Annotated in this window: 32 protein-coding genes and 1 pseudogene; 11 read left to right on the top strand and 22 right to left on the bottom strand. The window is 46.7% G+C overall.

Features of this window, described 5'->3' with window-relative positions; genetic code table 11:
* The first annotated feature begins 7 nt into the window (after positions 1-7).
* Positions 8-1,189, top strand: coding sequence for an NAD(P)/FAD-dependent oxidoreductase (locus tag FZP57_RS03330; RefSeq protein ID WP_074359733.1), 1,182 nt, complete (start codon positions 8-10; stop codon positions 1,187-1,189).
* 63 nt (positions 1,190-1,252) lie between these two features.
* On the opposite strand, the gene FZP57_RS03325 is transcribed toward FZP57_RS03330, so the two are convergent.
* The gene (locus FZP57_RS03325) at positions 1,253-2,044 is read right to left on the bottom strand and encodes a UbiA family prenyltransferase (protein ID WP_191216463.1); all 792 of its coding nucleotides are present in this window, start codon (positions 2,042-2,044) and stop codon (positions 1,253-1,255) included.
* Positions 2,038-2,778 carry a hypothetical protein gene (locus FZP57_RS03320; protein ID WP_074358758.1) on the bottom strand — a complete coding sequence of 247 codons (741 nt, stop codon included), beginning with the start codon at positions 2,776-2,778 and terminating at the stop codon, positions 2,038-2,040. Before FZP57_RS03320 ends, FZP57_RS03325 begins: the two co-directional genes overlap by 7 nt.
* Positions 2,779-2,823: 45 nt before the next feature.
* Here FZP57_RS03320 and FZP57_RS03315 point away from each other — a divergent pair, with 45 nt between their 5' ends.
* Positions 2,824-3,279 (top strand): YbhB/YbcL family Raf kinase inhibitor-like protein, encoded by a 456-nt coding sequence (locus FZP57_RS03315; protein ID WP_074358757.1) that lies wholly within the window; start codon positions 2,824-2,826, stop codon positions 3,277-3,279.
* A 166-nt stretch (positions 3,280-3,445) separates the two neighbouring features.
* Here FZP57_RS03315 and FZP57_RS03310 read toward each other — a convergent pair whose 3' ends face one another.
* On the bottom strand, positions 3,446-4,054 hold the full coding sequence (locus FZP57_RS03310) for an acyltransferase (protein ID WP_074358756.1): 609 nt from the start codon (positions 4,052-4,054) through the stop codon (positions 3,446-3,448).
* A 62-nt stretch (positions 4,055-4,116) separates the two neighbouring features.
* On the opposite strand from FZP57_RS03310, the gene FZP57_RS03305 reads away from it, so the two are divergent.
* Positions 4,117-5,106, top strand: a complete 990-nt coding sequence (locus FZP57_RS03305) for an ATPase (protein ID WP_191216462.1) — start codon at positions 4,117-4,119, stop codon at positions 5,104-5,106.
* Between the two features lie 15 nt (positions 5,107-5,121).
* On the opposite strand, the gene FZP57_RS03300 is transcribed toward FZP57_RS03305, so the two are convergent.
* The 18 genes from FZP57_RS03300 to thrC form a co-directional block, all read right to left on the bottom strand.
* Positions 5,122-5,265: a DUF3096 domain-containing protein gene (locus tag FZP57_RS03300; RefSeq protein ID WP_145924513.1), complete on the bottom strand. Its 144-nt coding sequence runs from the start codon at positions 5,263-5,265 to the stop codon at positions 5,122-5,124.
* Between the two features lie 148 nt (positions 5,266-5,413).
* Positions 5,414-6,817 carry an argininosuccinate lyase gene (gene argH, locus FZP57_RS03295; RefSeq protein ID WP_074358754.1) on the bottom strand — a complete coding sequence of 468 codons (1,404 nt, stop codon included), beginning with the start codon at positions 6,815-6,817 and terminating at the stop codon, positions 5,414-5,416.
* A gap of 9 nt (positions 6,818-6,826) precedes the next feature.
* Positions 6,827-6,982, bottom strand: coding sequence for a 30S ribosomal protein S27ae (locus tag FZP57_RS03290; RefSeq protein ID WP_074358753.1), 156 nt, complete (start codon positions 6,980-6,982; stop codon positions 6,827-6,829).
* Positions 6,983-7,288 carry a 30S ribosomal protein S24e gene (locus tag FZP57_RS03285; protein WP_191216461.1) on the bottom strand — a complete coding sequence of 102 codons (306 nt, stop codon included), beginning with the start codon at positions 7,286-7,288 and terminating at the stop codon, positions 6,983-6,985. It abuts the gene before it with no gap.
* Position 7,289: 1 nt separating this feature from the next.
* A complete protein-coding gene (locus FZP57_RS03280) occupies positions 7,290-7,784 on the bottom strand; it encodes a GTP-dependent dephospho-CoA kinase family protein (protein WP_074358751.1) in 495 nt (164 codons plus the stop codon).
* 37 nt (positions 7,785-7,821) lie between these two features.
* Positions 7,822-8,004, bottom strand: a complete 183-nt coding sequence (spt4, locus tag FZP57_RS03275) for a transcription elongation factor subunit Spt4 (protein WP_074358750.1) — start codon at positions 8,002-8,004, stop codon at positions 7,822-7,824.
* Entirely contained in the window at positions 8,001-8,555 is a 555-nt protein-coding gene (gene rpoE / locus FZP57_RS03270; protein WP_074358749.1) for a DNA-directed RNA polymerase, read from the bottom strand. The genes spt4 and rpoE overlap by 4 nt, the downstream gene beginning before the upstream one ends.
* Before the next feature lie 21 nt (positions 8,556-8,576).
* Positions 8,577-9,107: an inorganic diphosphatase gene (locus FZP57_RS03265; RefSeq protein ID WP_074358748.1), complete on the bottom strand. Its 531-nt coding sequence runs from the start codon at positions 9,105-9,107 to the stop codon at positions 8,577-8,579.
* Between the two features lie 15 nt (positions 9,108-9,122).
* The gene (locus FZP57_RS03260; RefSeq protein ID WP_074358747.1) at positions 9,123-9,476 is read right to left on the bottom strand and encodes a PIN domain-containing protein; all 354 of its coding nucleotides are present in this window, start codon (positions 9,474-9,476) and stop codon (positions 9,123-9,125) included.
* 24 nt (positions 9,477-9,500) lie between these two features.
* Positions 9,501-10,727, bottom strand: coding sequence for a translation initiation factor IF-2 subunit gamma (gene eif2g, locus FZP57_RS03255; protein ID WP_074358746.1), 1,227 nt, complete (start codon positions 10,725-10,727; stop codon positions 9,501-9,503).
* Between the two features lie 26 nt (positions 10,728-10,753).
* Positions 10,754-11,134 (bottom strand): 30S ribosomal protein S6e, encoded by a 381-nt coding sequence (locus FZP57_RS03250; protein ID WP_074358745.1) that lies wholly within the window; start codon positions 11,132-11,134, stop codon positions 10,754-10,756.
* A 26-nt stretch (positions 11,135-11,160) separates the two neighbouring features.
* Entirely contained in the window at positions 11,161-12,945 is a 1,785-nt protein-coding gene (gene infB / locus FZP57_RS03245; RefSeq protein ID WP_191216460.1) for a translation initiation factor IF-2, read from the bottom strand.
* A 13-nt stretch (positions 12,946-12,958) separates the two neighbouring features.
* On the bottom strand, positions 12,959-13,414 hold the full coding sequence (ndk, locus tag FZP57_RS03240; RefSeq protein ID WP_191216459.1) for a nucleoside-diphosphate kinase: 456 nt from the start codon (positions 13,412-13,414) through the stop codon (positions 12,959-12,961).
* On the bottom strand, positions 13,411-13,572 hold the full coding sequence (locus FZP57_RS03235; RefSeq protein ID WP_074358742.1) for a 50S ribosomal protein L24e: 162 nt from the start codon (positions 13,570-13,572) through the stop codon (positions 13,411-13,413). The genes ndk and FZP57_RS03235 overlap by 4 nt, the downstream gene beginning before the upstream one ends.
* Positions 13,573-13,588: 16 nt before the next feature.
* Positions 13,589-13,795 (bottom strand): 30S ribosomal protein S28e, encoded by a 207-nt coding sequence (locus FZP57_RS03230; RefSeq protein ID WP_074358741.1) that lies wholly within the window; start codon positions 13,793-13,795, stop codon positions 13,589-13,591.
* Positions 13,796-13,845: 50 nt separating this feature from the next.
* The gene (rpl7ae, locus tag FZP57_RS03225; RefSeq protein WP_191216458.1) at positions 13,846-14,217 is read right to left on the bottom strand and encodes a 50S ribosomal protein L7Ae; all 372 of its coding nucleotides are present in this window, start codon (positions 14,215-14,217) and stop codon (positions 13,846-13,848) included.
* Positions 14,218-14,525: 308 nt separating this feature from the next.
* Complete coding sequence (locus tag FZP57_RS03220) at positions 14,526-14,735, bottom strand: histone family protein (protein ID WP_074358740.1); 210 nt, start codon at positions 14,733-14,735, stop codon at positions 14,526-14,528.
* A 223-nt stretch (positions 14,736-14,958) separates the two neighbouring features.
* On the bottom strand, positions 14,959-16,161 hold the full coding sequence (gene thrC, locus FZP57_RS03215; RefSeq protein ID WP_074358739.1) for a threonine synthase: 1,203 nt from the start codon (positions 16,159-16,161) through the stop codon (positions 14,959-14,961).
* 310 nt (positions 16,162-16,471) lie between these two features.
* Here thrC and FZP57_RS09710 point away from each other — a divergent pair.
* The 8 genes and pseudogenes from FZP57_RS09710 to FZP57_RS09700 all read left to right on the top strand — a co-directional run.
* A pseudogene (locus tag FZP57_RS09710) lies at positions 16,472-16,674 on the top strand (arsenical-resistance protein); the annotation flags it as partial.
* Between the two features lie 149 nt (positions 16,675-16,823).
* A complete protein-coding gene (locus FZP57_RS03210; RefSeq protein WP_074358738.1) occupies positions 16,824-17,531 on the top strand; it encodes a DUF169 domain-containing protein in 708 nt (235 codons plus the stop codon).
* A 40-nt stretch (positions 17,532-17,571) separates the two neighbouring features.
* Positions 17,572-18,297, top strand: a complete 726-nt coding sequence (locus FZP57_RS03205) for a DUF169 domain-containing protein (RefSeq protein WP_191216457.1) — start codon at positions 17,572-17,574, stop codon at positions 18,295-18,297.
* Positions 18,298-18,429: 132 nt separating this feature from the next.
* On the top strand, positions 18,430-18,741 hold the full coding sequence (locus tag FZP57_RS03200) for a hypothetical protein (protein WP_145924512.1): 312 nt from the start codon (positions 18,430-18,432) through the stop codon (positions 18,739-18,741).
* A 2-nt stretch (positions 18,742-18,743) separates the two neighbouring features.
* Positions 18,744-18,911, top strand: coding sequence for a hypothetical protein (locus tag FZP57_RS03195; protein WP_191216456.1), 168 nt, complete (start codon positions 18,744-18,746; stop codon positions 18,909-18,911).
* A 60-nt stretch (positions 18,912-18,971) separates the two neighbouring features.
* A complete protein-coding gene (locus FZP57_RS09705) occupies positions 18,972-19,229 on the top strand; it encodes a 4Fe-4S binding protein (protein WP_191216572.1) in 258 nt (85 codons plus the stop codon).
* Between the two features lie 149 nt (positions 19,230-19,378).
* A complete protein-coding gene (locus tag FZP57_RS03185) occupies positions 19,379-19,534 on the top strand; it encodes a hypothetical protein (RefSeq protein WP_191216455.1) in 156 nt (51 codons plus the stop codon).
* Between the two features lie 426 nt (positions 19,535-19,960).
* Positions 19,961-20,086 carry a 4Fe-4S binding protein gene (locus FZP57_RS09700; protein WP_340222550.1) on the top strand — a complete coding sequence of 42 codons (126 nt, stop codon included), beginning with the start codon at positions 19,961-19,963 and terminating at the stop codon, positions 20,084-20,086.
* A 365-nt stretch (positions 20,087-20,451) separates the two neighbouring features.
* On the opposite strand, the gene FZP57_RS03175 is transcribed toward FZP57_RS09700, so the two are convergent.
* On the bottom strand, positions 20,452-21,084 hold the full coding sequence (locus FZP57_RS03175) for a stage II sporulation protein M (RefSeq protein WP_074359731.1): 633 nt from the start codon (positions 21,082-21,084) through the stop codon (positions 20,452-20,454).

The following is a 21,084-nucleotide window of genomic DNA, read 5'->3' as shown; positions in this document are numbered from 1 at the left end:
TATCATGGTGACTGAAACAGATGTCCTTGTAATAGGCGCCGGCCCGGCCGGTTCAACAGCAGCAAAACATGCAGCCCTCGGGGGAGCTGAAGTCCTCCTTATAGATAAAAAATCAGAAATAGGAGCCCCAAAGAGGTGTGCTGAGGGAGTGTCAATCGGTGGTCTTGAATCCCTGGGTATAAAGCCAAGTCCCCGCTGGGTTACAAAGAAACTTGATGGTGTACGCCTCGTATCACCAAACGGTACCGATGTCTGGCTGACCTCCGATAAGGTTGAACTCCCTGAGGCCGGCTACATCCTCGAGAGGAAGGTCTTTGACAAGCACATGGCCATGGATGCTGCAAGGGCCGGTTCAAGGATAATGGTTAAGACCCTTGCAACGGGCATGGAGAAGACCGATGACGGCTACCTTGTCAGGGCAGAATCCATGGGCAGGGAATTCGATATAAAGGCCAGGATAGTCATCGCAGCTGATGGCCCCGAGTCAAGGGTTGCAAGGTGGGGGGGCCTCAGAACAGCCACCAGGCCCAAGGACATGGAATCAGCCGCCCAGTTCGAGATGGTGGGAGTTGAAATGGAGGACAACAACTGCATAGAGTTCTACTTCGGGAGCGTGGCACCGGGTGGTTATGCATGGATATTCCCCAAGGGTGATGACATAGCCAATGTGGGCCTCGGCGTACTCTCAACCGAAACAGATAAGAGCGCCTATGAACACCTGCTTGAATTTGTGGAGTCCTGCCCCGCTACAAAGAATGCGCAGCCAGTTGAACTCAACATAGGCGGTGACCCTGTTGGTGGAATGCCAAAGAAACTTGTTGCAGACAGCCTCATGGTCGTTGGTGATGCTGCAGGTCAGGTGAACCCCCTGACCGGTGGAGGTATAATAAGCGGCATGACCGGGGGTATGCTGGCCGGAAGGGTTGCTGCGGCTGCAGTTGCCGATGGAGATGTCAGTGAGAAGAGGCTCATGGAGTATGAAAGGGACTGCCGTGAGAGGATCGGTAAGGAGATAGACAGGTACCTCAAGGTCAAGGATTACATGCTCACACTCAGCGACAGCGAACTTGACTCCATTGCAGAGGCATTCCAGGATGTTGAGTTTGAGAAGGTGAGCACCACCGAGCTTGTGAAGAAACTCATAAAGGTCTCCCCAAAGGCCCTTATAAAGCTGGGTAAGCTCTTCTAATTTATTCCAGTTGTTCAACTCCTACTTTTTTATCATGTAAACAGGGACCCCTGACCCTTGATGCTAAGCACCCTTCATGTATAGAAGTATGATTATGCAGCCCAGATAGAAAATCATCAGCACCCTGTGGTAGATGAAGTCGGCTATCTCAACCATCCGCTCCCTCTCAGTGAAATTTGAAAGGTATAATGGTACCGTTGCAATGAAGGAGGGGAGTATAACTATCAGTATCTGGAGGATGCTGATGTACCCTTCAAGGTAGGCATAGCCGAGGATTATGCAGAAGATGATGGATACGGCCGTTGTCATCAGCCCCCTCTCCTTGTACATGAGGTATGTTCCCATCCCTGCAAGGTACATCATGAGATAAACCGGTGGTGGAACAACAAGTAAGCCTCCAAGGAGTACAGAGGCTGAAGCAAGTCTGAGGACCGTGTTTGTTGCCGTGCTTGCAAGGGGCGCCAGCATGGTATCCTTCAGCCTCAGGGGTGGGAGGGTGTATATGAACTGGTTAAGGACCATGAGGAGCATGATAAGGGAGAAAATGGGGTTGAGGATGTATGAAACCAAGAGGGAGGTTATGATGATAGCTCCTATGAAGACCAGAACCCTCCATGGTTCAACATGGTTCTCTATGAAGGGTCTGCTGCTCTTCATCCGGTCCTTCCTGTCGACCTCGATGTCTGTAAGGTCATTGAGTGAGTACAGCCCGCCCCAGAGGAGGGTTACAAGGAAAAGTCCCATGAGAAACCCTAGAGGATCCACGCTGGATGCGTAGGTGAGGGCAAGAAGGTACATGTGGACGTTCTTTGCTCCCCAGCTGATCCTCGTTGACCTTAAAAGTGTTTTCAGCATTTCATCTTCTCCAGTATCAGCCTCGGTCTGCAGCCGTATAGGTCAATGTACCCCTGAATCTCATCGGCATCTGCACAGTCCATATGGGCCCTTATAATACTTAAGGTCTCCTGACGGGTGTAATCTATCTTCACGGCCCTGAAGGGAACCATGAGAAGATGACAGAGTAAAGGTGATATGACGGGTATGTCTGTGAAGATATCAGGCTTCTTCCCTCGAAAGCGGAGCCTCCAGGCCGTCTGGAATATGATATTCATGTCCCTGAAGACCGACCTGTATCTGAGGTACTCCCGGATACACTTCAGGTAGAACTTCAGGGCCTCGCCTCCAGCTCCAAGGGTCCACTGGCTGAAGCCCATAGAATCAGAGAAGTCATGGCTGTCATGGAACCTGTCAGCAAAGAGGACGGCATCGAATTCAGCGAACCGTCTGTAGACATCAGCGGCTGAATCCACTCCAAGCTCTGATTTCACATCCTCTAGTATGGATCTGAAAACCTCCTCCGCGGTGACCTCAACAGTTTCCAGGTTGCATGGCACCTCATAGACATTCATTCCGAGCTTGCGGATCCCATAATATATATTGGAGGATTTACCTGTCCCTGGAGCCCCTATAACGTGCAGTATATTTCCCCGGCTCCCTTTAAGTTCCTCAAGCTCCTCAATGAGCCTCCTGAATGACTCTGTCTCAACGAAGATCCTGTTGTCCTCTGCACGGTTCACCTTGAAATCCATAATAATAATTAATATCCTTCAACATATAATGATTAAGGTGATACCATGAACCTCAAAACCCGCGCATTCAATGACCGTGGCAGGATACCCTCAAAGTACACCTGTGATGGTGAGAACATATCACCACCCCTCTCCTGGGATGGTGTCCCTGAGGAGGCCGAATCCCTTGCATTAATATGCGACGACCCCGACGCCCCATCAAAGGTCTGGACCCACTGGGTGATATTCAACATCCCCCCTGACTCAGGAGGACTTGATGAAGAGGTGCCCCACCTAAGGAGACTCCCTGATGGTTCAGTCCAGGGCTACAATGATTCAGGAAAAATAGGCTACAGCGGGCCCTGCCCTCCCTCAGGGGTCCACAGGTACTTCTTCATGCTTTACGCCCTTGACACGACCCTTGACCTTGAACCGGGCTCATCTAAGGAGGATGTCCTTGAGGCTATGAAGGGGCATGTCCTTGCAGAGGCAGAGATCATAGGCCTCTACAGGAGGGGCTGACCCACGCATTATGCAGGTTCAGGGATGGAGGGTCTGCCCTGATCATGAGGGCTAAGAAAAAGGAATCCAATGAGGCTAGAGATCATAACCTGGGTTTTCCTCTCTAAGTTGTGGACTTCCACCCTCTAAAACCCTGAAGATATGACCTGATGAACTGTAGGATGCACTAGATATTGTTGGGAACCCTCAGTTTGGGTGGGAGTGCCTTTATACGGGCCGGCGCACCTATCGCCAGTGACCATGGAGGCACATTCCTTGTAACCACCGCACCTGCGGCCACCATGGCGCCCTCACCCACCTCTATCCTTGATAGGAAGGTTGAATTAGCCCCTATAGAGGCGCCCTGCCTTATTATAGGTCCCCTCAGCTTATACTTGACCCTTATAGGGTAGCGGTCATTGGTGAAACAGGCGCAGGGGCCTATGAAGACATTGTCCTCTATGTAACTGTTCTTGGGGAGATAAACGTTTGACTGGATGCTGACATTGCTGCCTATCTTTGAATGGCCCTCGATAACCGTGTTTGTACCTATGAGTACATCATCGCCTATGGTGGTCTTCTCCCTTATAAGGACGTTGTGCCCTGTCCTGAGGTTGTCGCCTATGGTGACATCATTATAGATCACCGTGTTTGAACGCAGGAGTGGGTTCTTGCCTATAACCGGGGGTTTGCTGAACTTCTTGTAACCGTAACCCACTATTATGTTTTCACTTTCCCTCTTGTAGCTCCACTCCTCCTCCCGGTCACCGAAAAGAAGGCTCTTTATCTTTGGCATTACCCTTTACATCCCCATGGCTTATATGTATATTAATATTTCAACGGTGCATAATATATTTTATGGATAAGGAAGAGCTGGCTGAAATTATAGGAAGGATAAGGGCCGATATAGGCCATGATGATGCAAGGGTAAGGATCTGTGATGTGGTCCTGGATGATGAAACAGGCGACCTCCTGATAACTGCACCTGACAGGTCAGATAAGTCCTTGATAATAGGTAAGGGTGGATGGGTGGCCGGCAGGTTGAGGGAGGAGCTCGGTGCCGGCAGGGTCCATGTTGAGGCCATGACCGATGTAAGCGTCAGGAGGATGCGGGTGAGGTTTGCCCTTGAAAGGGTGAAGGAACTCAGGGAATCCTTCATGGCCACCCGTGTCCTTGAAGAGCCCCTCAGGATGCGTCTTGATAAACTTTCAGCCTTTAATTTCCTTTCAGAGTGGGATGAAACAGGTGTAAGGGTGGGTGTTGCTCTCTCAGGTGGTGTTGACAGTTCGTTCTCCCTCATACTTGCAAAGAATATTGGCCTGAAGCCCGAGGCCTTCACCGTTGACCCGGGGACCATCATACTGCCTGGTCATGTTAAAAGAGGGATAGGGAGGCTCTGCAGCGCCCTGGGTGTGAGGCATGAGTTCATAGAGGTGGACTTCAGCGACTTCCTGGAGGAGGCCCTTGAGGGAAGGTTCCATCCCTGCGGTCGCTGCTCAGGGATGATACAGGACGCGGTTACCGGAAGGGTGAAGGAGGCCGGTCTGGACACCGTGGTCTTCGGGGACCTCCTTGCAACCGGTTACCAGTCCCTCCAGGTTACCGATGGTGTTCTGAGGATAAATCTCCCTGCAGCCTTTGCAGCGTCAAAGCAGGAGGTCAGATCGGTTGCATCAGCATTTAAAATCAGCGGTTCCAGGGTATTTGGCTGTCCCCTCCTCGGGGAGGTCCAGAGGAGGCACCCTCACCTCAGACGCTACTCGATACAGAGGGTGCTCCGTGAGACAAGGGCGGGTGTCCTTGAACCAGGTGAGGCCCTTGAACTGGTATGGAGCATCTGTAAATAAAAGGGAAAACTGCGGTTATTCGGCGAATACCTTGAGTAACCCGTAGGCTATCAGGAATACTCCAACAAGGTACCCTACAAGCTGGGGGTAGAGTATCATCAGTATACCTATAAGTACCGCCAGAAGACCTATTATTTTTGGTTCGGTTTCGGATTTCATGTAATAATTATCTGTGAAAAATGATATATAAAAATTTCGAATGGGTGTTATCCATCAAAAGTAGGAAATTCAGGTTCTGACTCTGCAGCCATTAAAAGGAGATTCAGATACAGAAATGAGGGTCACATCCATGAAGGGAAAAATAGATTTACATCTCGGACCTGACAAAGGATTTTATCTCTGCCACCGACTCCCTGACCATTTCAGGCGCGGGTCCGCCTGGAACCATCCTTGCCCTTACATTCTCAAGGGGGTCAAGGGCCTTCCTCACGGTTTCATCATCAAGGCCGAGCTTATCCCCTGTAACCTCCAGGCTCACCTCATCAACGTAGCCTGAGTCTATATCACCTGGTCCGAGGCCGTCCTCAAGGGCCCTTGTAACTAGCCTCCCCACTATCCTGTGGGCCACCCTGAAGGGGATCCCCCTCTCACGGACCATGAGATCCGCAAGGTCGGTTGCCGTTGCAAAGTTCGAGGATGCAAGTTCAAGGGCGCGTTCCCTGTTAACCCTTATACCCGTCAGCATACCCCTCACAACACGTATCATGGATTTAACAGTCTCCACAGCCCGCCAGAGGTGTGGTGTTACCTCCTGGAGGTCCCTGTTATAGGTGTATGGCAGCGCCCTCATGATCCCCATGATGGTCATGAGTTCTCCCTGGACACTGGATGTCTTTGCACGGGCTATCTCTGCAACGTCAGGGTTCTTCTTCTGGGGCATTATGGATGATGTGGATGAGAATTCATCAGGAAGCTCTATGACCCCGAATTCATAGGTGCTCCAGAGTATCATCTCCTCGGAGATCCTGCTGAGGTCAACTGCAAGCATTGAGAGGTCGAATACCGCTTCAGCTATGAAATCCCTTGAACTCACGGCGTCCATGGAGTTCCTCATGTAATCGGCAAAACCAAGCAGTTCGGTTGTAAGTTCCCTGTTTATGGGGAAACTGGTGGTTGCCATGGCAGCGGAGCCCAGGGGGTTCATGTCAACCCTCTTAAGGGTGTCCTGGAGCCTCTCATAGTCCCTTTTAAGTGAGTATGCATATGCCATCAGGTGATGTCCCAGGGTCGTTGGCTGGGCATGCTGGAGGTGGGTGTAGCCCACCATGACGGTTTCGGTGTGCTCGGATGCAAGATCAGCGATCTTATCAATAAAATCAAGGAGTTCATGGCTGATAACCTGGATACTGTCCTTGAGGGCCAGTCGGAGGTCCGTTGCCACCTGGTCATTCCTTGATTTGCCTGTGTGCATGAACCCTGCCTCAGGGCCTATCCTGGCGGTTACATAGTTCTCCACAGCCATGTGGATGTCCTCAACCGAGGGGTCCATGTCAAGGGCCTCTACACCCTCCTCTTTGAGCTCCCGGAGGGCTTCTATGATCTTATCAGCCACTTCATGGGGTATTATACCCTCACGGGCCAGCATGGATGTGTGGGCTATGTTGCAGTCAACATCCGCCTCGAATATGTGGTGGTCGAATTCCAGGGAGGATGTGAAATCTGCGGCCTCATCCTCCATGCCCTTACCGAGTCTGCCAGCCCTGAGATTCAAGCTTCCACCCTATTCCCTGGTTTTCCATTCTGTGTATCCGCATTTACCGCAGGCGTATCTATCCCCATGGTCTGCCATGAAGACACCGTTTGAGCATCTGACGCAGAAGGGATTCTTCCTTACGAGTTTATCATCCTTTACCTCATAGAGTTCAAACTTCTTCATCTACTCTTCCTCCTCTTCTTCCTGGGATGCCTCTGTGTTCTTCTTTATAACGTGTTCGGGTTCTATCTCCCTGAGTTTCTCCAGGGATTCATAGAGTTTGGCGTACCCTGAAGCCCTTGGCTCGCCGAATCCCTGGTCGATCTTGTCAACCACCAGAAGGTCCTTATCCGCATCGAGCATGGCAACAAGTTTGTTTTTAACTTCAAAGACCTTCGGTGTTGCCTCACCTTCATATAAGCATTCGAATTTGATCTCCTTTCTGTTAAAAAGCAGGTTTTCCTTTTCCTCTATTATATTAATATCCATACTATGCCTCCTCAAATTTTTTTATGAGTTCTTCAGCTCTTCTGAATGTTTCATCGGCCTTCACCAGGACAACGCCTTCATTGGGCTGGCCATAGAGGACCGTGGTTCCTGGTGGTGCCAGCAGGATTGATGGGAGGACGGCAAGGTCCTCCTCACCGTCAACGATTATCATGAAACGTTTACCGCTACTGGATGACTCCCTGATGGCTGTCTCTATTGATGACCATAGGCTGCGGGTTACCGTGCCCGGGGGATTCTCCGCCCTAATGACCTCTGCAGTATCCTTCAGGTCCTGGTCTGAAGCTCTTCGCTGTATTCTGTTGTCAATTATACTTATATCTGGCTTCAGACCATGTTTAAGGGCGTTGCTGGTTGTGACATCACCCACGGTTATGAGGAAGGACTCCTCATCCACCCTGACATCACTGAGCGACCGGTAGAGCTTCCCTAGTGGCTCCTTCAGTTCCCTTCTCAGTTCCTGTGGAAGTATGTACACTCTCTGACACCCTTGCTGTTTCCTTCCAGAAGTGATATTACCTTACCCTCAGGGCATATTCGCCTGGAAGTGTTATGTTGAGTTCCCTTGCTATGTCTGACCTTTCCGGATCAATGATTATGAGGAGTCCGCTCCAGTTGGTGGATGCCGGCACGTCACAGACCGGGCAGCGCTCACCGGTTGTTATCCTCTTACACCTTGTGCATGCCTTTTCACTCATTTTTTACTCTTCCTTTTCTCTTCTTCTATCCATTCGAATTTTCCAAGGCCGGGCTGCCTCATGGTGAGGCCTATTTTGACTCCTTCCCTTCTGCCCTTGAGGCTGATGGCCACTATCCTTGCCCTTACAAGGTCGCCCTCGTCCAGGCGTTTACCTGACTCCTTACCCACAAGGGAGCCCTTCTTCCCATCGTAGGTTATGTAGTCATCGGTAACCTGGGATACGTGGACAAGACCGTCCAGTGGCCCGATGCGTACAAAGGCGCCGAACTCTGCAATCTCTATAACTTCGCCCTCAACGATCTCATGGAGTTCTGGTTTGAAGAAGAGGGCTGTGAAGGTCACCTCATGGTAGGCTGCGCCGTCGCCCATTATGACCTTCCCGATGCCTATATCCTCTATCTCATTGACGGTTATCATCTGCCCGAGGTTCTTGTCCATCCTTCCAACGTAGGTCTCGTTGAGAACCTCTACGGCAACCTCCTCAATCGGCTCCTCGAAGCGGTCCGGAGGTATTCTGACGGTATCAACAATTTTTGTTACATAATACAATGGGGATCCCCCATTAAAAGATTACTCCATGTATTTCTCCCTGTAGAGTTCAATGGAGTGGTTGACAGCTTCAAATGCCTTTTCTGCGCCTTCCCAACCGATTATCTTTGTCTCCTTGCCTTCAAGGTTCTTGTAAACTTCAAAGAAGTGTGCTATTTCCTTTGGAATGTGTTCAGGGAGGTCTGATACATCCTTAACACCCCTGTAGTGGGGGTCCTCCACCGGCACTGCCAGGATCTTGTCATCCTGGTCTCCTCCATCGATCATCCTTAAAAGACCGATGGGGCGTGATTCTATGATGCATCCAGGGAATGTTGGCTGGTCCATGAGAACCAGTATATCCATGGGGTCTCCGTCATCATAGAGGGTCCTTGGTATTATACCGTACTCTGCAGGGTAGAAAACGGGTGAGTACAGTACCCTGTCAAGGGCAAATGCCTCAAGGTCCTTATGGTACTCGTACTTGTTCCTTGAGCCCTTTGGTATTTCAACAACAGCGTATACTACTTCCGGTATGGATGGTCCTGGTTCTATATCCTTCCATAGATTCATGAAAAACCTCCTAATTCATATATGGCCATCAACTGTAAGATATTTTTTCTGTCTGAGGTATACAACCGTTATACCCCTTGATCTTGCCCTTCTCCTGAGTTCCCTGTCATTGGTGCAGAGTATCTCTGAAATCCTGAGGAGAGCGTCGTCTGGGGTTTCGCCCTCCCTGAGCTCCTCTCTGACCACCCTGAAGGGGGGTCTTCTGGCGATTGAGAGCCCCACTGATGCAGCTATACCTGCCCTTCCACGGGATCTTCTCCTGATGGCTTCAAGTTCCCCTATAACAAAGGAGGGCACGACAAGATCATGGGTCGGGAAGAGCCTTTCAAGTTCAGAGACTATGTCAACATTGAACTGGTAGGGTATCATAAAAAATTGGCGTCCAGAATCACCCTATTTGATGATACCATAACCTATCAGCCTCCATCTTGCACCGACCCTCCTTGAGAGGGCTATCCTCTGACCCTCCTCTGCACATGCAGGGAGTTTAAGGACAACATCTGCGTCATCAGCCCTTGCAGATTTAACAACTCCCACGGTTGTTGTTGTCCCCACGTTTATCATGAGGGGTTCTCCTGTCTTTATTGGCTCGACCTTTGTCTCCTCCTTGGTACCGACGACGCGTTCAAGGAGGTGGGTCTCCATTGTGAAGGAATGTCTTACCGGTGGCAGTGTCCCTGGTTCGCCTGCAACTGAACCTGAAAGCGAGTCTGCCTTGGTGAGTGCAGGGTCGAGGAGGGTGCCGACCCCGACGAGCCCTCCAGGTCCAACCTCCTCCATCTCCTGTCCTCCTGCAACAAGACCTGTGATCTCGGAGTGCAGGCTCATCCATGTCTGTTTACCGTCCTTCTTTATCTGTATGCCTGGCTTTATCTCTATTTCATCACCGACATGGAATCGTCCCTGGACCAGGGAGCCTCCTATAACCCCTCCTGCCAGATGTTCAGGGTCTGCGCCTGGCTTGTTTATATCAAAGGACCGTGCAACGTACATCCTGGCGGGCTTGTCAACTTCTCTTTCAGGAGTTTTGATTTTCTCTTCAATTGTTTCAATGAGAATATCGATGTTTGCGCCCTGCTGAGCAGACACTGGTATTATAGGTGCATCTTCAGCGCATGTACCCCTTACAAACTCCTTTATCTCCCTGTAGCTTTCAAGGGCCCTCTCCCTTGACACGATATCTATCTTGTTCTGGACGACTATAACATCCTTGACCCCTATAACATCCAGGGCCATCAGGTGCTCCTTTGTCTGGGGCTGGGGGCAGGGCTCATTTGCCGCGATTACCAGTATTGCACCGTCCATGAGGGCTGCGCCTGAAAGCATGGTTGCCATGAGGGTTTCATGGCCCGGTGCATCCACAAAGGACACCTTCCTGAGGAGTTCTGTCTCTGTGCCACAGTTCTCACATACCGTTGCCGTTGTGTAGCACACTGGAGGTTCGCATTCAGGGCATTTCCTGAATGTTATATCCGCATATCCTAGGCGGATGGATATACCCCTCTTGGTTTCCTCACTGTGTGTGTCGGTCCACACACCTGAGAGGGCCTTTGTAAGGGTTGTTTTACCATGGTCCACGTGCCCCACTAGACCAATGTTTATTTCAGATTGATTTTTCACAGATTACACCTATAATTTTTGGTTTATTATTCTTCCTGGGCGCCTATGAGTTCTTCCAGTGGTTTTTCACCCTTTTCAATGACCACCGTATTTATCTGAACTATGTCGTCAGATACAGTGTTTCCCCTGAAGGTCTTCCTTCTTCTCTCACCCTTCCGGGCTGGTTTGTAACCAACACCACCGGATACAAGGCTCCTGACCCTCCTTGCTCCGGGTATGGTTCTCTTCATCGGGAAACCATTCTTGTCGCTTCCGCCTGTGATTTTCAGTTTGTATCCTTCCAGTCCTATGATTGACCCCTCAAATTCATCTCCTATACTGAGGCCTACAAGTCCCCTGGACTCTGACGGGTCAACCTCCATCTGGACGCTTTTCTCCTTGTCTGAAATCACAATCTTAAATGCCAATATATCTCCTCCTGATTCTATTTATATTAAAATGGTGCTTTCATTCCCCAGTCAGGATCCCTTTTCCTCTTGACCTCGGCTATCCTCTCAAAAAGGTCAAGTTCCTCTTCACTGAGATCCCCTGACATTTCATCCATGAGAATACGGTAGTGGTTCTCTGGTATGTCAACGTAGAGCGTGTCTCCCTCGTTGATGTTTTTACCGTAAACAGCATCCTTTATGGCCATTGCAACCTTCTGACCCCTTGATGCTGATTTGAGGTTTTCGCCCTTGTCCTGCATGCTCTCAACGGTACCCACAGGGTTTCCATTCTCATCCATCAGGGGGTAGCCCTGTTTTATCATGCCTGTGAGGATTTCAACACCGCCAATGGCTGGTTTACTCTGTCTGAAGACAAGTTTCGGTATGAGCCTTATGCTTGCAGGTTTTATAACTGCATCCATCCATTCCTTCTTCTTCTTTTCCTCAATGCCTCTGACCCATTCCTCGTATTCTTCCATTATCCTGTAGATGACGTTGCCCTGGAATAGCTTGATCTCTGAGTTTTTGAGTTCACTGGCAGCTGATGGCAGTACCTTCACATTGAAGGCTATTATGGCGCCGTAGACAGTGTCCTCCTGGAGGGCTATCTCTGCATTGACCACATCCCTCCTTGAGACATCCCCTATATCAGCCACCTTTATGGGAACTTCTATATCCCTGAGGATCTTGACAACGGCTTCAAGGGAGCCGAGGGTGTCTGCCTTAACAACCACTCCTGCCTCGTCTGTGTCTATCTTTATGTCCTCTATCTCACCGAGTATCTCCTCTTTCACTGTATCAGGGTCGGTTACAACCCTCAGAGGGGATCCTGCCATCACATCATCGACGTCGGGTGCAACGATCTTTATACCTGCAGCCGCAACAACCTCATCAACCTTCTGGAAGTTCCTCCCGGATTCCCTCATCTCCTCCAGGGGTCCTGGTTTGAGGAGTGACCTTATCCTTGTGAATACAACGTCACCGGATGTCATCATGGCGATGGTGTCGTCCTTCCTGAGTATACCGTCGTATATGACGGCGTCCATGGTCATTCCAAGGCCCTTCTCTTCCTTAACCTCAAGGATGGTCCCCTTTGCAGGTGCGTCCTCCTCGATTTTCAGCTGTTCCTTGAGGTACTGCTGTGCAAGTCCCATGAGCATGGTCAGGAGCTCGGGTATGCCCTCTCCTGTTACAGCGCTTATGGGTATTATGCTGACCTGTGAGGCGAAGTTGGTTACCCTGTCAAACCTCTCTGACTCAAAGCCCTCCTCATGGAGTTTGCCCACCAGTTCATAGACCCTGGTGTCCAGTACCTGCTGTGTACGGGCGTCCTGCCTGCTGAAGGTGGTCATGAAGGGCTCCTTTTCATGGACCTTCCATCCGGGGATCCTGTCGACCTTGTTTGCAGCCACCACGAAGGGTGTCCTGTACATTTTAAGGATGTTGAGGGCCTCCAGGGTCTGGGGCTTGAATCCCTCGTTGATATCTACGATGAGTATTGCAAGGTCTGCCAGGGCCCCTCCACGTTTCCTGAGGGTTGTGAATGCCTCATGTCCGGGGGTGTCTATGAAGAAAAGTTCTGGCAGTGTTTCCCTGATGGAGAATTTCTTGAGGAAGTCTCCGCAGATCCTTTCAATGACATCTATGGGTATCTCTGTTGCTCCTATGTGCTGTGTTATACCCCCCGCTTCCCTTGAGGCAACTGCACTGCCCCTTATATGGTCAAGGAGGGTGGTTTTTCCATGATCAACGTGTCCGAGTACTGAGACAATTGGTGATCTGATCTTCATTGGAATCTCCGGTCTATTCCTCGTAAATCATCTCTCTATCAGGCATTTCATAAGTGCAGATTTCGGATTCGTCAAAGAAAAGTTTAATCTCCCTTTCAGCTGATTCCGGGGAATCTGAAGCGTGTATTATGTTTCTTCCTGTTTCAAGGGCAAAGTCTCCCCTGATTGTTCCCACATCTGCCTCTGCAGGGTTTGTGGCGCCCACCATCTTCCTTATGAGTGATATGCAGTCCCTGCCCTCTATGACCATTGCAAGGACGGGTGCGGAGGTTATGTAGGACACAAGGTCTGTGAAGAATGGTTTTTCCCTATGTTCCTGGTAGTGCTCCATTGCAAGTTCCTCAGGGATCTGGAGCATCTTTGCCGCCACTATCTGGAGTCCCCTTTCCTCGAATCGGGATATTATCCTTCCTGCGAGGCGCCTCTTCACTGCGTCAGGTTTCAGCATTACAAAGCTTCTTTCCATCATTTTTTAACCCATTTAACTTTTCTTGGAACCCTTCCCAGTTTTATCATGTTTTTCTCGCATTTGCTGCCGCAGAAGAAATAAATGGTACCGTCCTTCTTAACGTACATCTTACCGGTACCCGGCTCTATTTCCTCGTTGCAGAATGAACAGACTCTCATTTAAAACACCTACTCATTAGGGGGTCCTGATTTCCTTGGCTTCCCTGATGGTGTCAAGGAGCATGAGGATATCGCCTTCCCTCACAGGACCCATAACGTTCCTTGTCAGTATCCTTCCCTTGTCTCTTCCATCAAGGATCCTGCATTTTACCTGCATTACCTCTCCAGTCATCCCGGTCCTTTTGAGGACCTCAATAACTTCCGCTGGAGTTGCTTCCTCCATTAAATCACCTTTATGTTAAATTGAAAGTGAAAGGCGTTTTTGCCTTTCATTTACTTTTTGAGTTCTTCAACCTTTTCTATTATCTCGGTTATGATTTCCTCAGCATCTCCTGATTCCACTATGCATGCTGAGGCTGTGCCGACGTTTAAACCTGCGGCTGCTCCCAGTTCATCCTTTGTCGGGATGTATATGTATGGTATTTCCTTTTCTTCTGCAAGGAGCGGGATATGAGCCACTATTTCAGCAGGTTCAACGTCCTCGGCTATGAGCACGAGCTGGGCAACTCCCCTCTCGATTGCCTTGGTAACCTCATTGGTACCCTTGGATATTTTCCCTGTTTCCCTGGCGATTTCAAGGGCCTCTGCAGCCTTATCCGCCAGTTCCTTTGGTACATCAAATTTCACGTATATTGCCTTTGCCATGTTATTTACCTCCTTTTTCATCTGGTCTTCATACCATCCATCGGTAATTACACCAATCTGGATCAGTAATCCAATTTATGGATTAACATGAATTGGGTGAGTACTTTTATATGTTCTCGCTATATAAAAGTTGCTGGATACGGATTTTCATGAGAAATCGTATTAATATAAATTCCCGGGGGCTCAGCCGGATCAAACCGGGAAAACAAGGATTAATAAAGATTGATCTTTCATCACATATAAAGTTTTGCCGCTAACAAAAAGGTAATATGAATGATTGGAACCGGATGTAAAGGATCCCTACATCCCTAGAGTTCCATCTTTTTAACAGCCAGCTTGATGTCATCCTTTTTTACTGTTTTCCTGCCGGCGTGTTTTGCGAGTTTAACCGCTTCTACTGCGATTTTTTCGCCTCTTTCTTCAAGTGCTTCTGCAAGTGCTTCCCTTGCATCATCACTCACCCTTTCTGCACCGGCATTCTTTATTATTCTCCCAATTGGGGCTATTGGCAATTCCATAATTAACCACCTCATTTTATGTAATATTATCTATCATATTATCCTATATAAATATATCGCTAATCTTAGGGTTTCTCTCGGCCATAGATTGGTCCATGGGGCACCTTAACCAAATCAATATAATCAGAGGGTTCAGTAAGGTGAGAGATTAACATGAGAGTGGATTAACAAAAAATAGAAAAATTTAAAAGGAAAAAATTAGCCTCAAATATTAAAAGGAGTATTATGGCTTATTTTTACCTATAACATCCCTTAACTGGTTTATATCGGGTTCAACTTCAACAGGCTTTGTTGAAGCCCTTATGGCGGTGTCAGGATCCTTAAGCACGTGGCCGGTTACCACGCAGACAACCCGCTCGCCCCTGTCAACGACGCCCTCATCAACAAGCTTCAACAGCCCTGCGATGGAGGCTGCAGATGCCGGTTCAACACCTATACCCTCCTTCCTTGCCAGGAGCTTCTGGGCAGAGAGTATCTCCTCATCGGTCACGGTCTCTGCATAACCATCGGATTCATATATGGCGCGAAGGGCCTTGAGGTAACTCACAGGGGCCCCTATCCTTATGGCCGTTGCAACGGTCTCGGGATCCTTAACAGGTTCAATATCGGTACTGCCCCTCCTGAATGCATCAACAACAGGAGCGGCTCCCTCGGCCTGTATACCCGTCATCATTGGTCTATCATCGATGAAACCCGCCCTGTAGAACTCGGAGATCCCCTTCCATATCGCCGAGATGTTACCGGCATTTCCAACTGGAAGTATTATCCTGTCAGGGGACTCCCAGCCAAGGTCATCCACGATCTCAAATCCAATGGACTTCTGACCCTCAAGCCTGAAGGGGTTTACAGAGTTAAGGAGGTAGAGTTCACCCATAAGGGCGAGTTTTGTGACAGCCTCAAGGGCCTCATCAAAGTTCCCCCTGACAGAGAGGACCCTGGCACCATGGAACATTGCCTGGGCCAGTTTACCCAGGGCAACCTTACCCGATGGCAGGAGCACGACACACCCAAGACTGGCCCTTGCCGCGTAGGCTGCCAGAGATGCTGATGTGTTCCCTGTTGAGGCGCATCCAACCGTGTCAACGTCCAGTTCAACGGCCTTGGTTATCCCTACGCTCATGCCCCTGTCCTTGAAGCTCCCTGTTGGATTGGAACCCTCAACCTTCACATAGAGTTCAACTCCTGTTTCCCCTCCGATGGTGTCACACCTGACAAAGGGTGTTCCGCCCTCATCAAGGCTGATGATCCTTGAAGGGTCAACAGGCATGAATTCCCTGTACTTCCACATGTTCTGTCTTCTGCAGCTGAAAACATCCCTTGAAACATCAGGTTCGCATTCAACCTCAAGTACTGACCCGCATTCACTGCAGGTGTAGATAATCTCATCTAAAGCGTATTCCCTACCACATGATATGCATCTTATCATAAACATCCTCCAAACGGTTATACATTATGTCTATTTTGGCTGATCAAAGTAACAAAAACCACATATTACACAACCACAGTTCAAATATGACCTTTCTAATTTTTAAATATTCCCTATAAAACTAAATAAGGAAAACGTCTTAAGTAATTGTTAATTTACTATTGCAAAATTCCATAAGCAGAAGAATTGATCCTCTTCTTTAGGATAAACACTTCCAAGCTTGACACTTGCAAATAAATGACTATATTAATTCCGTTCTTACTTCTTTTTTCTGTCGTTATCTAATTTGTTATCCATCACATCAAGATAGGCGCATTACTCAAAAACCACAACAATTTCATTTACAGCTGCAAATAACAATTTTGAGCTGACAATTGCTGTGACCACTGCAGTTTTTGGAATAGGATCAGTAGCAGCGTTTGCAACTTTAATTGGGCCATAATAGAGTTTCCACTACTTATAAGTCTTGTAAATGTAGCACTACTTTTTCAGAGGCGATATTTCGCCATATAAATCTATAATAAGCTATGGAGTTAAGAGCGTTAATGTTAGGCAGTGTACATAAAACAAATTTATATATTTAAATATATTGATATACAGATACGAAGCATAAGAAAGCTGTCTTATGGAAAAAATGTGTTATGGAGAAGTGAGGCGATTCAATGAAAGAAACAGCAAAAAAATTGAAAGAAATATTGAATTTAAATGGGGTCGTAGGAGTAACATTGATAAAGGACGAAAAATATGTCCCCGATGGTATTGAAACATTGGAAAATCCATTATTTTATTGTGTGATGCTTAAAAAAGCTGCAAGCGAAAGAAAATCATTTTATGCTCCTGCTGAAGTGCAATCATGTCCCAGAGGTAAAGCAGTCTTAGGGATGGGTGATACCCCTGAATTTGAAAAAACTGGGGAGTTCTATATTAATAAAAGTTCTGCAGCCGATACTCGTGCGGCAACCCGGTTAGTTGAATCTGTCCCTCGTTTAAAAGATGTAAAAGGAACGTTAATACAGCCTTTAGAAGATGCTAAAAATCCTGATGTGGTTTTAGCTTTCCCCACTAATGCAAGAAATGCACATGAGCTTATACATGCCTCTATTTATCAAACTGGAGGTAGTATAAACGCAGAGTTTGCAGCGCCTTACAGTTTCTGCGGTTATACGACAGCGAGAACTTATTTAAATGATGAAGTTAGTTTTGCAATTCCGTGTGGTGCTGCAAAAAAAGCTGTGAAAATGATCGGTGAAGAATACACAGATGAAGAACTGATAGTTACAATTCCCGGCCAACAAATAAATCAAGTGGCTGAAAATCTGACAAAGCTTGGCTCTGTAAAAGAACGGATGAAAGCAAAGACCGGGGAATAATTATGAACGTTGAAGAAGTTAAAAAAAAATAGGTCAGGAAATGATATCAATCTTAGATCTTAATAAATCTCCAGTTGGAGTAAAATTTTTAGAAACAGATGAAAAAGCACCGGTAAATGTGGAATTTCTTGAAAAACATCGATACTGTCAAGCTTTAATGAAGGCTAGGAGCGGTGAAGACGTTGTTCTAGCTGGAGAAGAAATTTCATGCCCTGCTGCAGCAGTTGCTTTTGGTTTCCGTCCTTTACCAGAGAAACTTGAGTCTGGAAAGGGTCTTGTAGGTTTTGGTATAGTATCAGACCCTGAAGTTGGAAAGGAAATGTTTGAAGGTATGTCGAAACTGAAACCTGGACAGATTCAGCAGTTGCATATTTTTCCATTAGAAAAGGCGGAATATATTCCGGATATTGTGATTGTGGAAGATTACCCTGAAAAACTCATGTGGATTGCTCTTGCGTATCTACATGCTGTGGGTGGGAAAAGAATAGAAAGTTCTACTGCCATTTTACAGGCAACCTGCGTTGATGCTACCATCATTCCATTCCTCAGTCAACGCATGAACTTTGTTTACGGATGTTATGGCTGTAGAGACGCTACAGATTTAGGCGAACATGAAGCCATACTGGGATTTCCAGGATCAATGCTTCCTAAAATCATAGAACATCTGGAATACCTTGGTAAAACAGCAATACCTCGGTCTCGCTCAAAAGGAGCATTTTCTCTTTTAAAAGGGAAAGATAAATGGGTAAAAGATTGCTCAAATTAGAATGTATATAATGGATTTTAATTCTTCTTCTTACCTTATTTAAAAAGAACATTTCAAGAATTTAATGATTAGAATGAGTTTGATGATAAATAAATTAACAGCTTTAGAAATTATGCGCGGAGGTAGAGTGTTTTGGAAAATAATAAATGTGGATGTGAAGATGAACCGCCTGCTGAGGCAGAAGAAAATGTTGAACCTTGTTGTGGATCTGATGATACAGATATAGAAGAAGATGCTGGATGTTGTTGTGGAGCTAAACATCCTGATGAATCACTTGTGGATAACCCTGATAAGCCTACCTTCATAGCAGATGATGAATTTATTAAAGAATTTGAAAAACGTGCTCATTCAATAGGTATAAAAGTTATAGGATACACTCAGCTTACTTCTGAGCTATTAATTAAGAAGATAAATTTATTCAATACCCAAATGCCATTGTATTGACAATGGAAATGAGTAACGAAACCATTGAGACAGCTCCGGGTCCAGAAGCATTGGCATTAAATAATGCAAACTATGAAAGATTAGGTAATTTAACTTATAAACTCTCTGACTATCTTAGAGAACAAGGTTATGCAACAGAAGTTGCTCACCCTTTTGAAGGAGAGTTATAAATTTCCCCCTACTTGCTCAAAAAGCAGGAATAGGTTATATAGGGAAAAAACGGTCTTTTAATAACTCCTGAATGTGGTCCAAGACAAAAAATTTCAGCAATAATTACAAGCATAGCAAATCTACCTATAAAAGATAAAAATGAGCATGCGTGGATACCTGAATACTGTGAAAGATGCGGTGAATGCATCAAAGCCTGCCCTGAAAAAGCATTGGTAGAAATAGAAACTTGCTGTGGGGGCGAAGAAGTCAAATACAAGAAATTGCATTGGCTAAAGTCAGGGCTGTATTTACTGTATAGAGGCATGTACATTCGATGAAAAAGGATATGAGCACATTAAGAACAAATTTGACAAAATAAATGCTAAATTAAAAGATAAACAAAGAAAGAACTTTAACATTGAATTATGGGAAGACTGGGCTAGATTTTTCTCTATTTACTGGTCTGGTTAATGGTGCTACTATCGCAATGGCAATGACAGAAAATGATGAACAAATCATCCTTTTAGAAAAAGAAGACCGGTTAAAAGGGAGTATTAAAGATCCGGAAGAATTAGAACGTCCTGCGGCTGATTTAATGTTTAGTATGGATGCAAAAGATATGGCGAGTTTATTAAAAAAATAATGACTCTACAAAATCCATAGAATTACTCTCCTCTGAAAAAATAGGGATTTATGCGTTGATAAGCCAGTTAGAACTTATGGATAAAGGATATACGTTATTTTTAGGCAGATTAGGTTTTAGATTAGGTGGAGGAGGAGGTTGCTGCGGCTAAATATTCTTGTTTTAATTTATAAACTTTAAGAGGTGATAAAATGGATTCAAAGATGAAAGAAATGTGCCAGACCAGATGAAAAATACAGATAACTCTAAAATGATGCAAAACTACCAGATAAGGAAAAGATGAAATAAATGTGCAAAATGATGGAAAAAGCAGGTTCCAAGCCAAATTCTTTAAAGAGTGAATGGGCATCTTCACTGAAAAATAAAGCATAGAATCAAAGATGATTATAGTATAGCACTGAATCAACCGATAACCTGGATGAAAACATGTGTAAAGGCTGCAATATTTGCGTCGAGTTCTGTCCCCACGAAGTTTATGAACAATCTGAAAAAGCGAAAAGGAATGCAGAAAATGTGTTCTACGCACTCTATTATGTCCAGAAAAAGCTATAACAATAGAAAAGGCAGAAGAACATGCAGCGCTGAGTGAAGGCCAAAATAATGCAGAAGTTATAATTTTAAATGCTCTGGAAACTTGTCCCATCAGATTTTAACAGTTCATTAGATTATACTTGGCAAAAAAGTGATATTAAAGCAGAGATTGAAAAATTAAGTGAAATGGAATTATTTCTCCTTTATACCTGTCTAGCCCTTCGTTGTTAGTTATTGTTAACTGTGTCACGTCACCAGTATTACTTTTTATGTTAAAGCACTTATTCTGTGATGTATGCTAACCGGAAGATAATTTTATCATAAATTCACCCGCAAGGATAGATCGAAATGAAGAAGAGATAACCTTTATCCCTCAAGAACTTTGATCAGACGACCCCCTTGATGTAGGTGTATATCCCCAGGGTCAGGTTCGCCTCAACGAAGGCTGCCACAATGAGGAACACTATCCCTATACCCAGAAGCATCAATGAATCCTTGAGCTCATCACTGTGTTCAGAGTAGAAATGAAGCATCCTCTCGGTGAGGGACCCGTACCATGTCTCGGTAATGACGTCTCCAAGGAAGTGATAGGTGAAGCTCGCCAGTCTGAAGCCGGCGGCCCCTGCAATTATGAGTCCGGGTATCTCAAATACTCCATGGGGCATCGTCAGGAGAAAGAAATCTCCGAGGGGAACCTTCGATGCAAAGAAACCGATGAAAAGTCCGTTCACAAACAGGAAGAGGGCAGTGAAAACACCGAGGAGAATACCCCCACCGTATATCAGCAGGGCGGCCTGGAGGTTGTGGAGGAATATTGATGCTGTTGTGAGTTTCAGTTCACCCTCAGCAATGCTCCTCCTGAACTCATCCATCAGTGGGTTCAGCAGGCCGCCAACCGCCCCTGAGAACAGGTACCCTGCAAAAAGCGATGCAAGAAAAATGAATGTTGAAACCATCAAGAATGTTTCATTGGTCCTTATAAGGTAACTCAGAGTCCCCTCATACCGTTCCTTTTTCAT

Source organism: Methanothermobacter sp. THM-1, from assembly GCF_009914355.1.
In the GTDB taxonomy this organism is placed as follows: Archaea; Methanobacteriota; Methanobacteria; order Methanobacteriales; family Methanothermobacteraceae; genus Methanothermobacter; species Methanothermobacter wolfei.
This window is presented reverse-complemented; position numbering and strand designations above follow the sequence as displayed.

Excerpts from the sequence above, each read along its gene's own strand:
- FZP57_RS03325 (WP_191216463.1), bottom strand. The coding sequence starts at position 2,044 with ATGCTGAAAACACTTTTAAGGTCAACGAGGATCAGCTGGGGAGCAAAG.
- FZP57_RS03320 (WP_074358758.1), bottom strand. The coding sequence starts at position 2,778 with ATGGATTTCAAGGTGAACCGTGCAGAGGACAACAGGATCTTCGTTGAG.
- FZP57_RS03315 (WP_074358757.1), top strand. The coding sequence starts at position 2,824 with ATGAACCTCAAAACCCGCGCATTCAATGACCGTGGCAGGATACCCTCA.
- FZP57_RS03310 (WP_074358756.1), bottom strand. The coding sequence starts at position 4,054 with ATGCCAAAGATAAAGAGCCTTCTTTTCGGTGACCGGGAGGAGGAGTGG.
- FZP57_RS03305 (WP_191216462.1), top strand. The coding sequence starts at position 4,117 with ATGGATAAGGAAGAGCTGGCTGAAATTATAGGAAGGATAAGGGCCGAT.
- FZP57_RS03300 (WP_145924513.1), bottom strand. The coding sequence starts at position 5,265 with ATGAAATCCGAAACCGAACCAAAAATAATAGGTCTTCTGGCGGTACTT.
- FZP57_RS03290 (WP_074358753.1), bottom strand. The coding sequence starts at position 6,982 with ATGAAGAAGTTTGAACTCTATGAGGTAAAGGATGATAAACTCGTAAGG.
- FZP57_RS03285 (WP_191216461.1), bottom strand. The coding sequence starts at position 7,288 with ATGGATATTAATATAATAGAGGAAAAGGAAAACCTGCTTTTTAACAGA.
- spt4 (WP_074358750.1), bottom strand. The coding sequence starts at position 8,004 with ATGAGTGAAAAGGCATGCACAAGGTGTAAGAGGATAACAACCGGTGAG.
- FZP57_RS03265 (WP_074358748.1), bottom strand. The coding sequence starts at position 9,107 with ATGAATCTATGGAAGGATATAGAACCAGGACCATCCATACCGGAAGTA.
- FZP57_RS03260 (WP_074358747.1), bottom strand. The coding sequence starts at position 9,476 with ATGATACCCTACCAGTTCAATGTTGACATAGTCTCTGAACTTGAAAGG.
- infB (WP_191216460.1), bottom strand. The coding sequence starts at position 12,945 with ATGAAGATCAGATCACCAATTGTCTCAGTACTCGGACACGTTGATCAT.
- ndk (WP_191216459.1), bottom strand. The coding sequence starts at position 13,414 with ATGATGGAAAGAAGCTTTGTAATGCTGAAACCTGACGCAGTGAAGAGG.
- FZP57_RS03235 (WP_074358742.1), bottom strand. The coding sequence starts at position 13,572 with ATGAGAGTCTGTTCATTCTGCAACGAGGAAATAGAGCCGGGTACCGGT.
- FZP57_RS03230 (WP_074358741.1), bottom strand. The coding sequence starts at position 13,795 with ATGGAGGAAGCAACTCCAGCGGAAGTTATTGAGGTCCTCAAAAGGACC.
- rpl7ae (WP_191216458.1), bottom strand. The coding sequence starts at position 14,217 with ATGGCAAAGGCAATATACGTGAAATTTGATGTACCAAAGGAACTGGCG.
- FZP57_RS03220 (WP_074358740.1), bottom strand. The coding sequence starts at position 14,735 with ATGGAATTGCCAATAGCCCCAATTGGGAGAATAATAAAGAATGCCGGT.
- thrC (WP_074358739.1), bottom strand. The coding sequence starts at position 16,161 with ATGATAAGATGCATATCATGTGGTAGGGAATACGCTTTAGATGAGATT.
- FZP57_RS03210 (WP_074358738.1), top strand. The coding sequence starts at position 16,824 with ATGAAAGAAACAGCAAAAAAATTGAAAGAAATATTGAATTTAAATGGG.
- FZP57_RS03205 (WP_191216457.1), top strand. The coding sequence starts at position 17,572 with ATGATATCAATCTTAGATCTTAATAAATCTCCAGTTGGAGTAAAATTT.
- FZP57_RS03195 (WP_191216456.1), top strand. The coding sequence starts at position 18,744 with ATGGAAATGAGTAACGAAACCATTGAGACAGCTCCGGGTCCAGAAGCA.
- FZP57_RS03185 (WP_191216455.1), top strand. The coding sequence starts at position 19,379 with ATGGCAATGACAGAAAATGATGAACAAATCATCCTTTTAGAAAAAGAA.
- FZP57_RS09700 (WP_340222550.1), top strand. The coding sequence starts at position 19,961 with ATGTGTAAAGGCTGCAATATTTGCGTCGAGTTCTGTCCCCACGAAGTT.
- FZP57_RS03175 (WP_074359731.1), bottom strand. The coding sequence starts at position 21,084 with ATGAAAAAGGAACGGTATGAGGGGACTCTGAGTTACCTTATAAGGACC.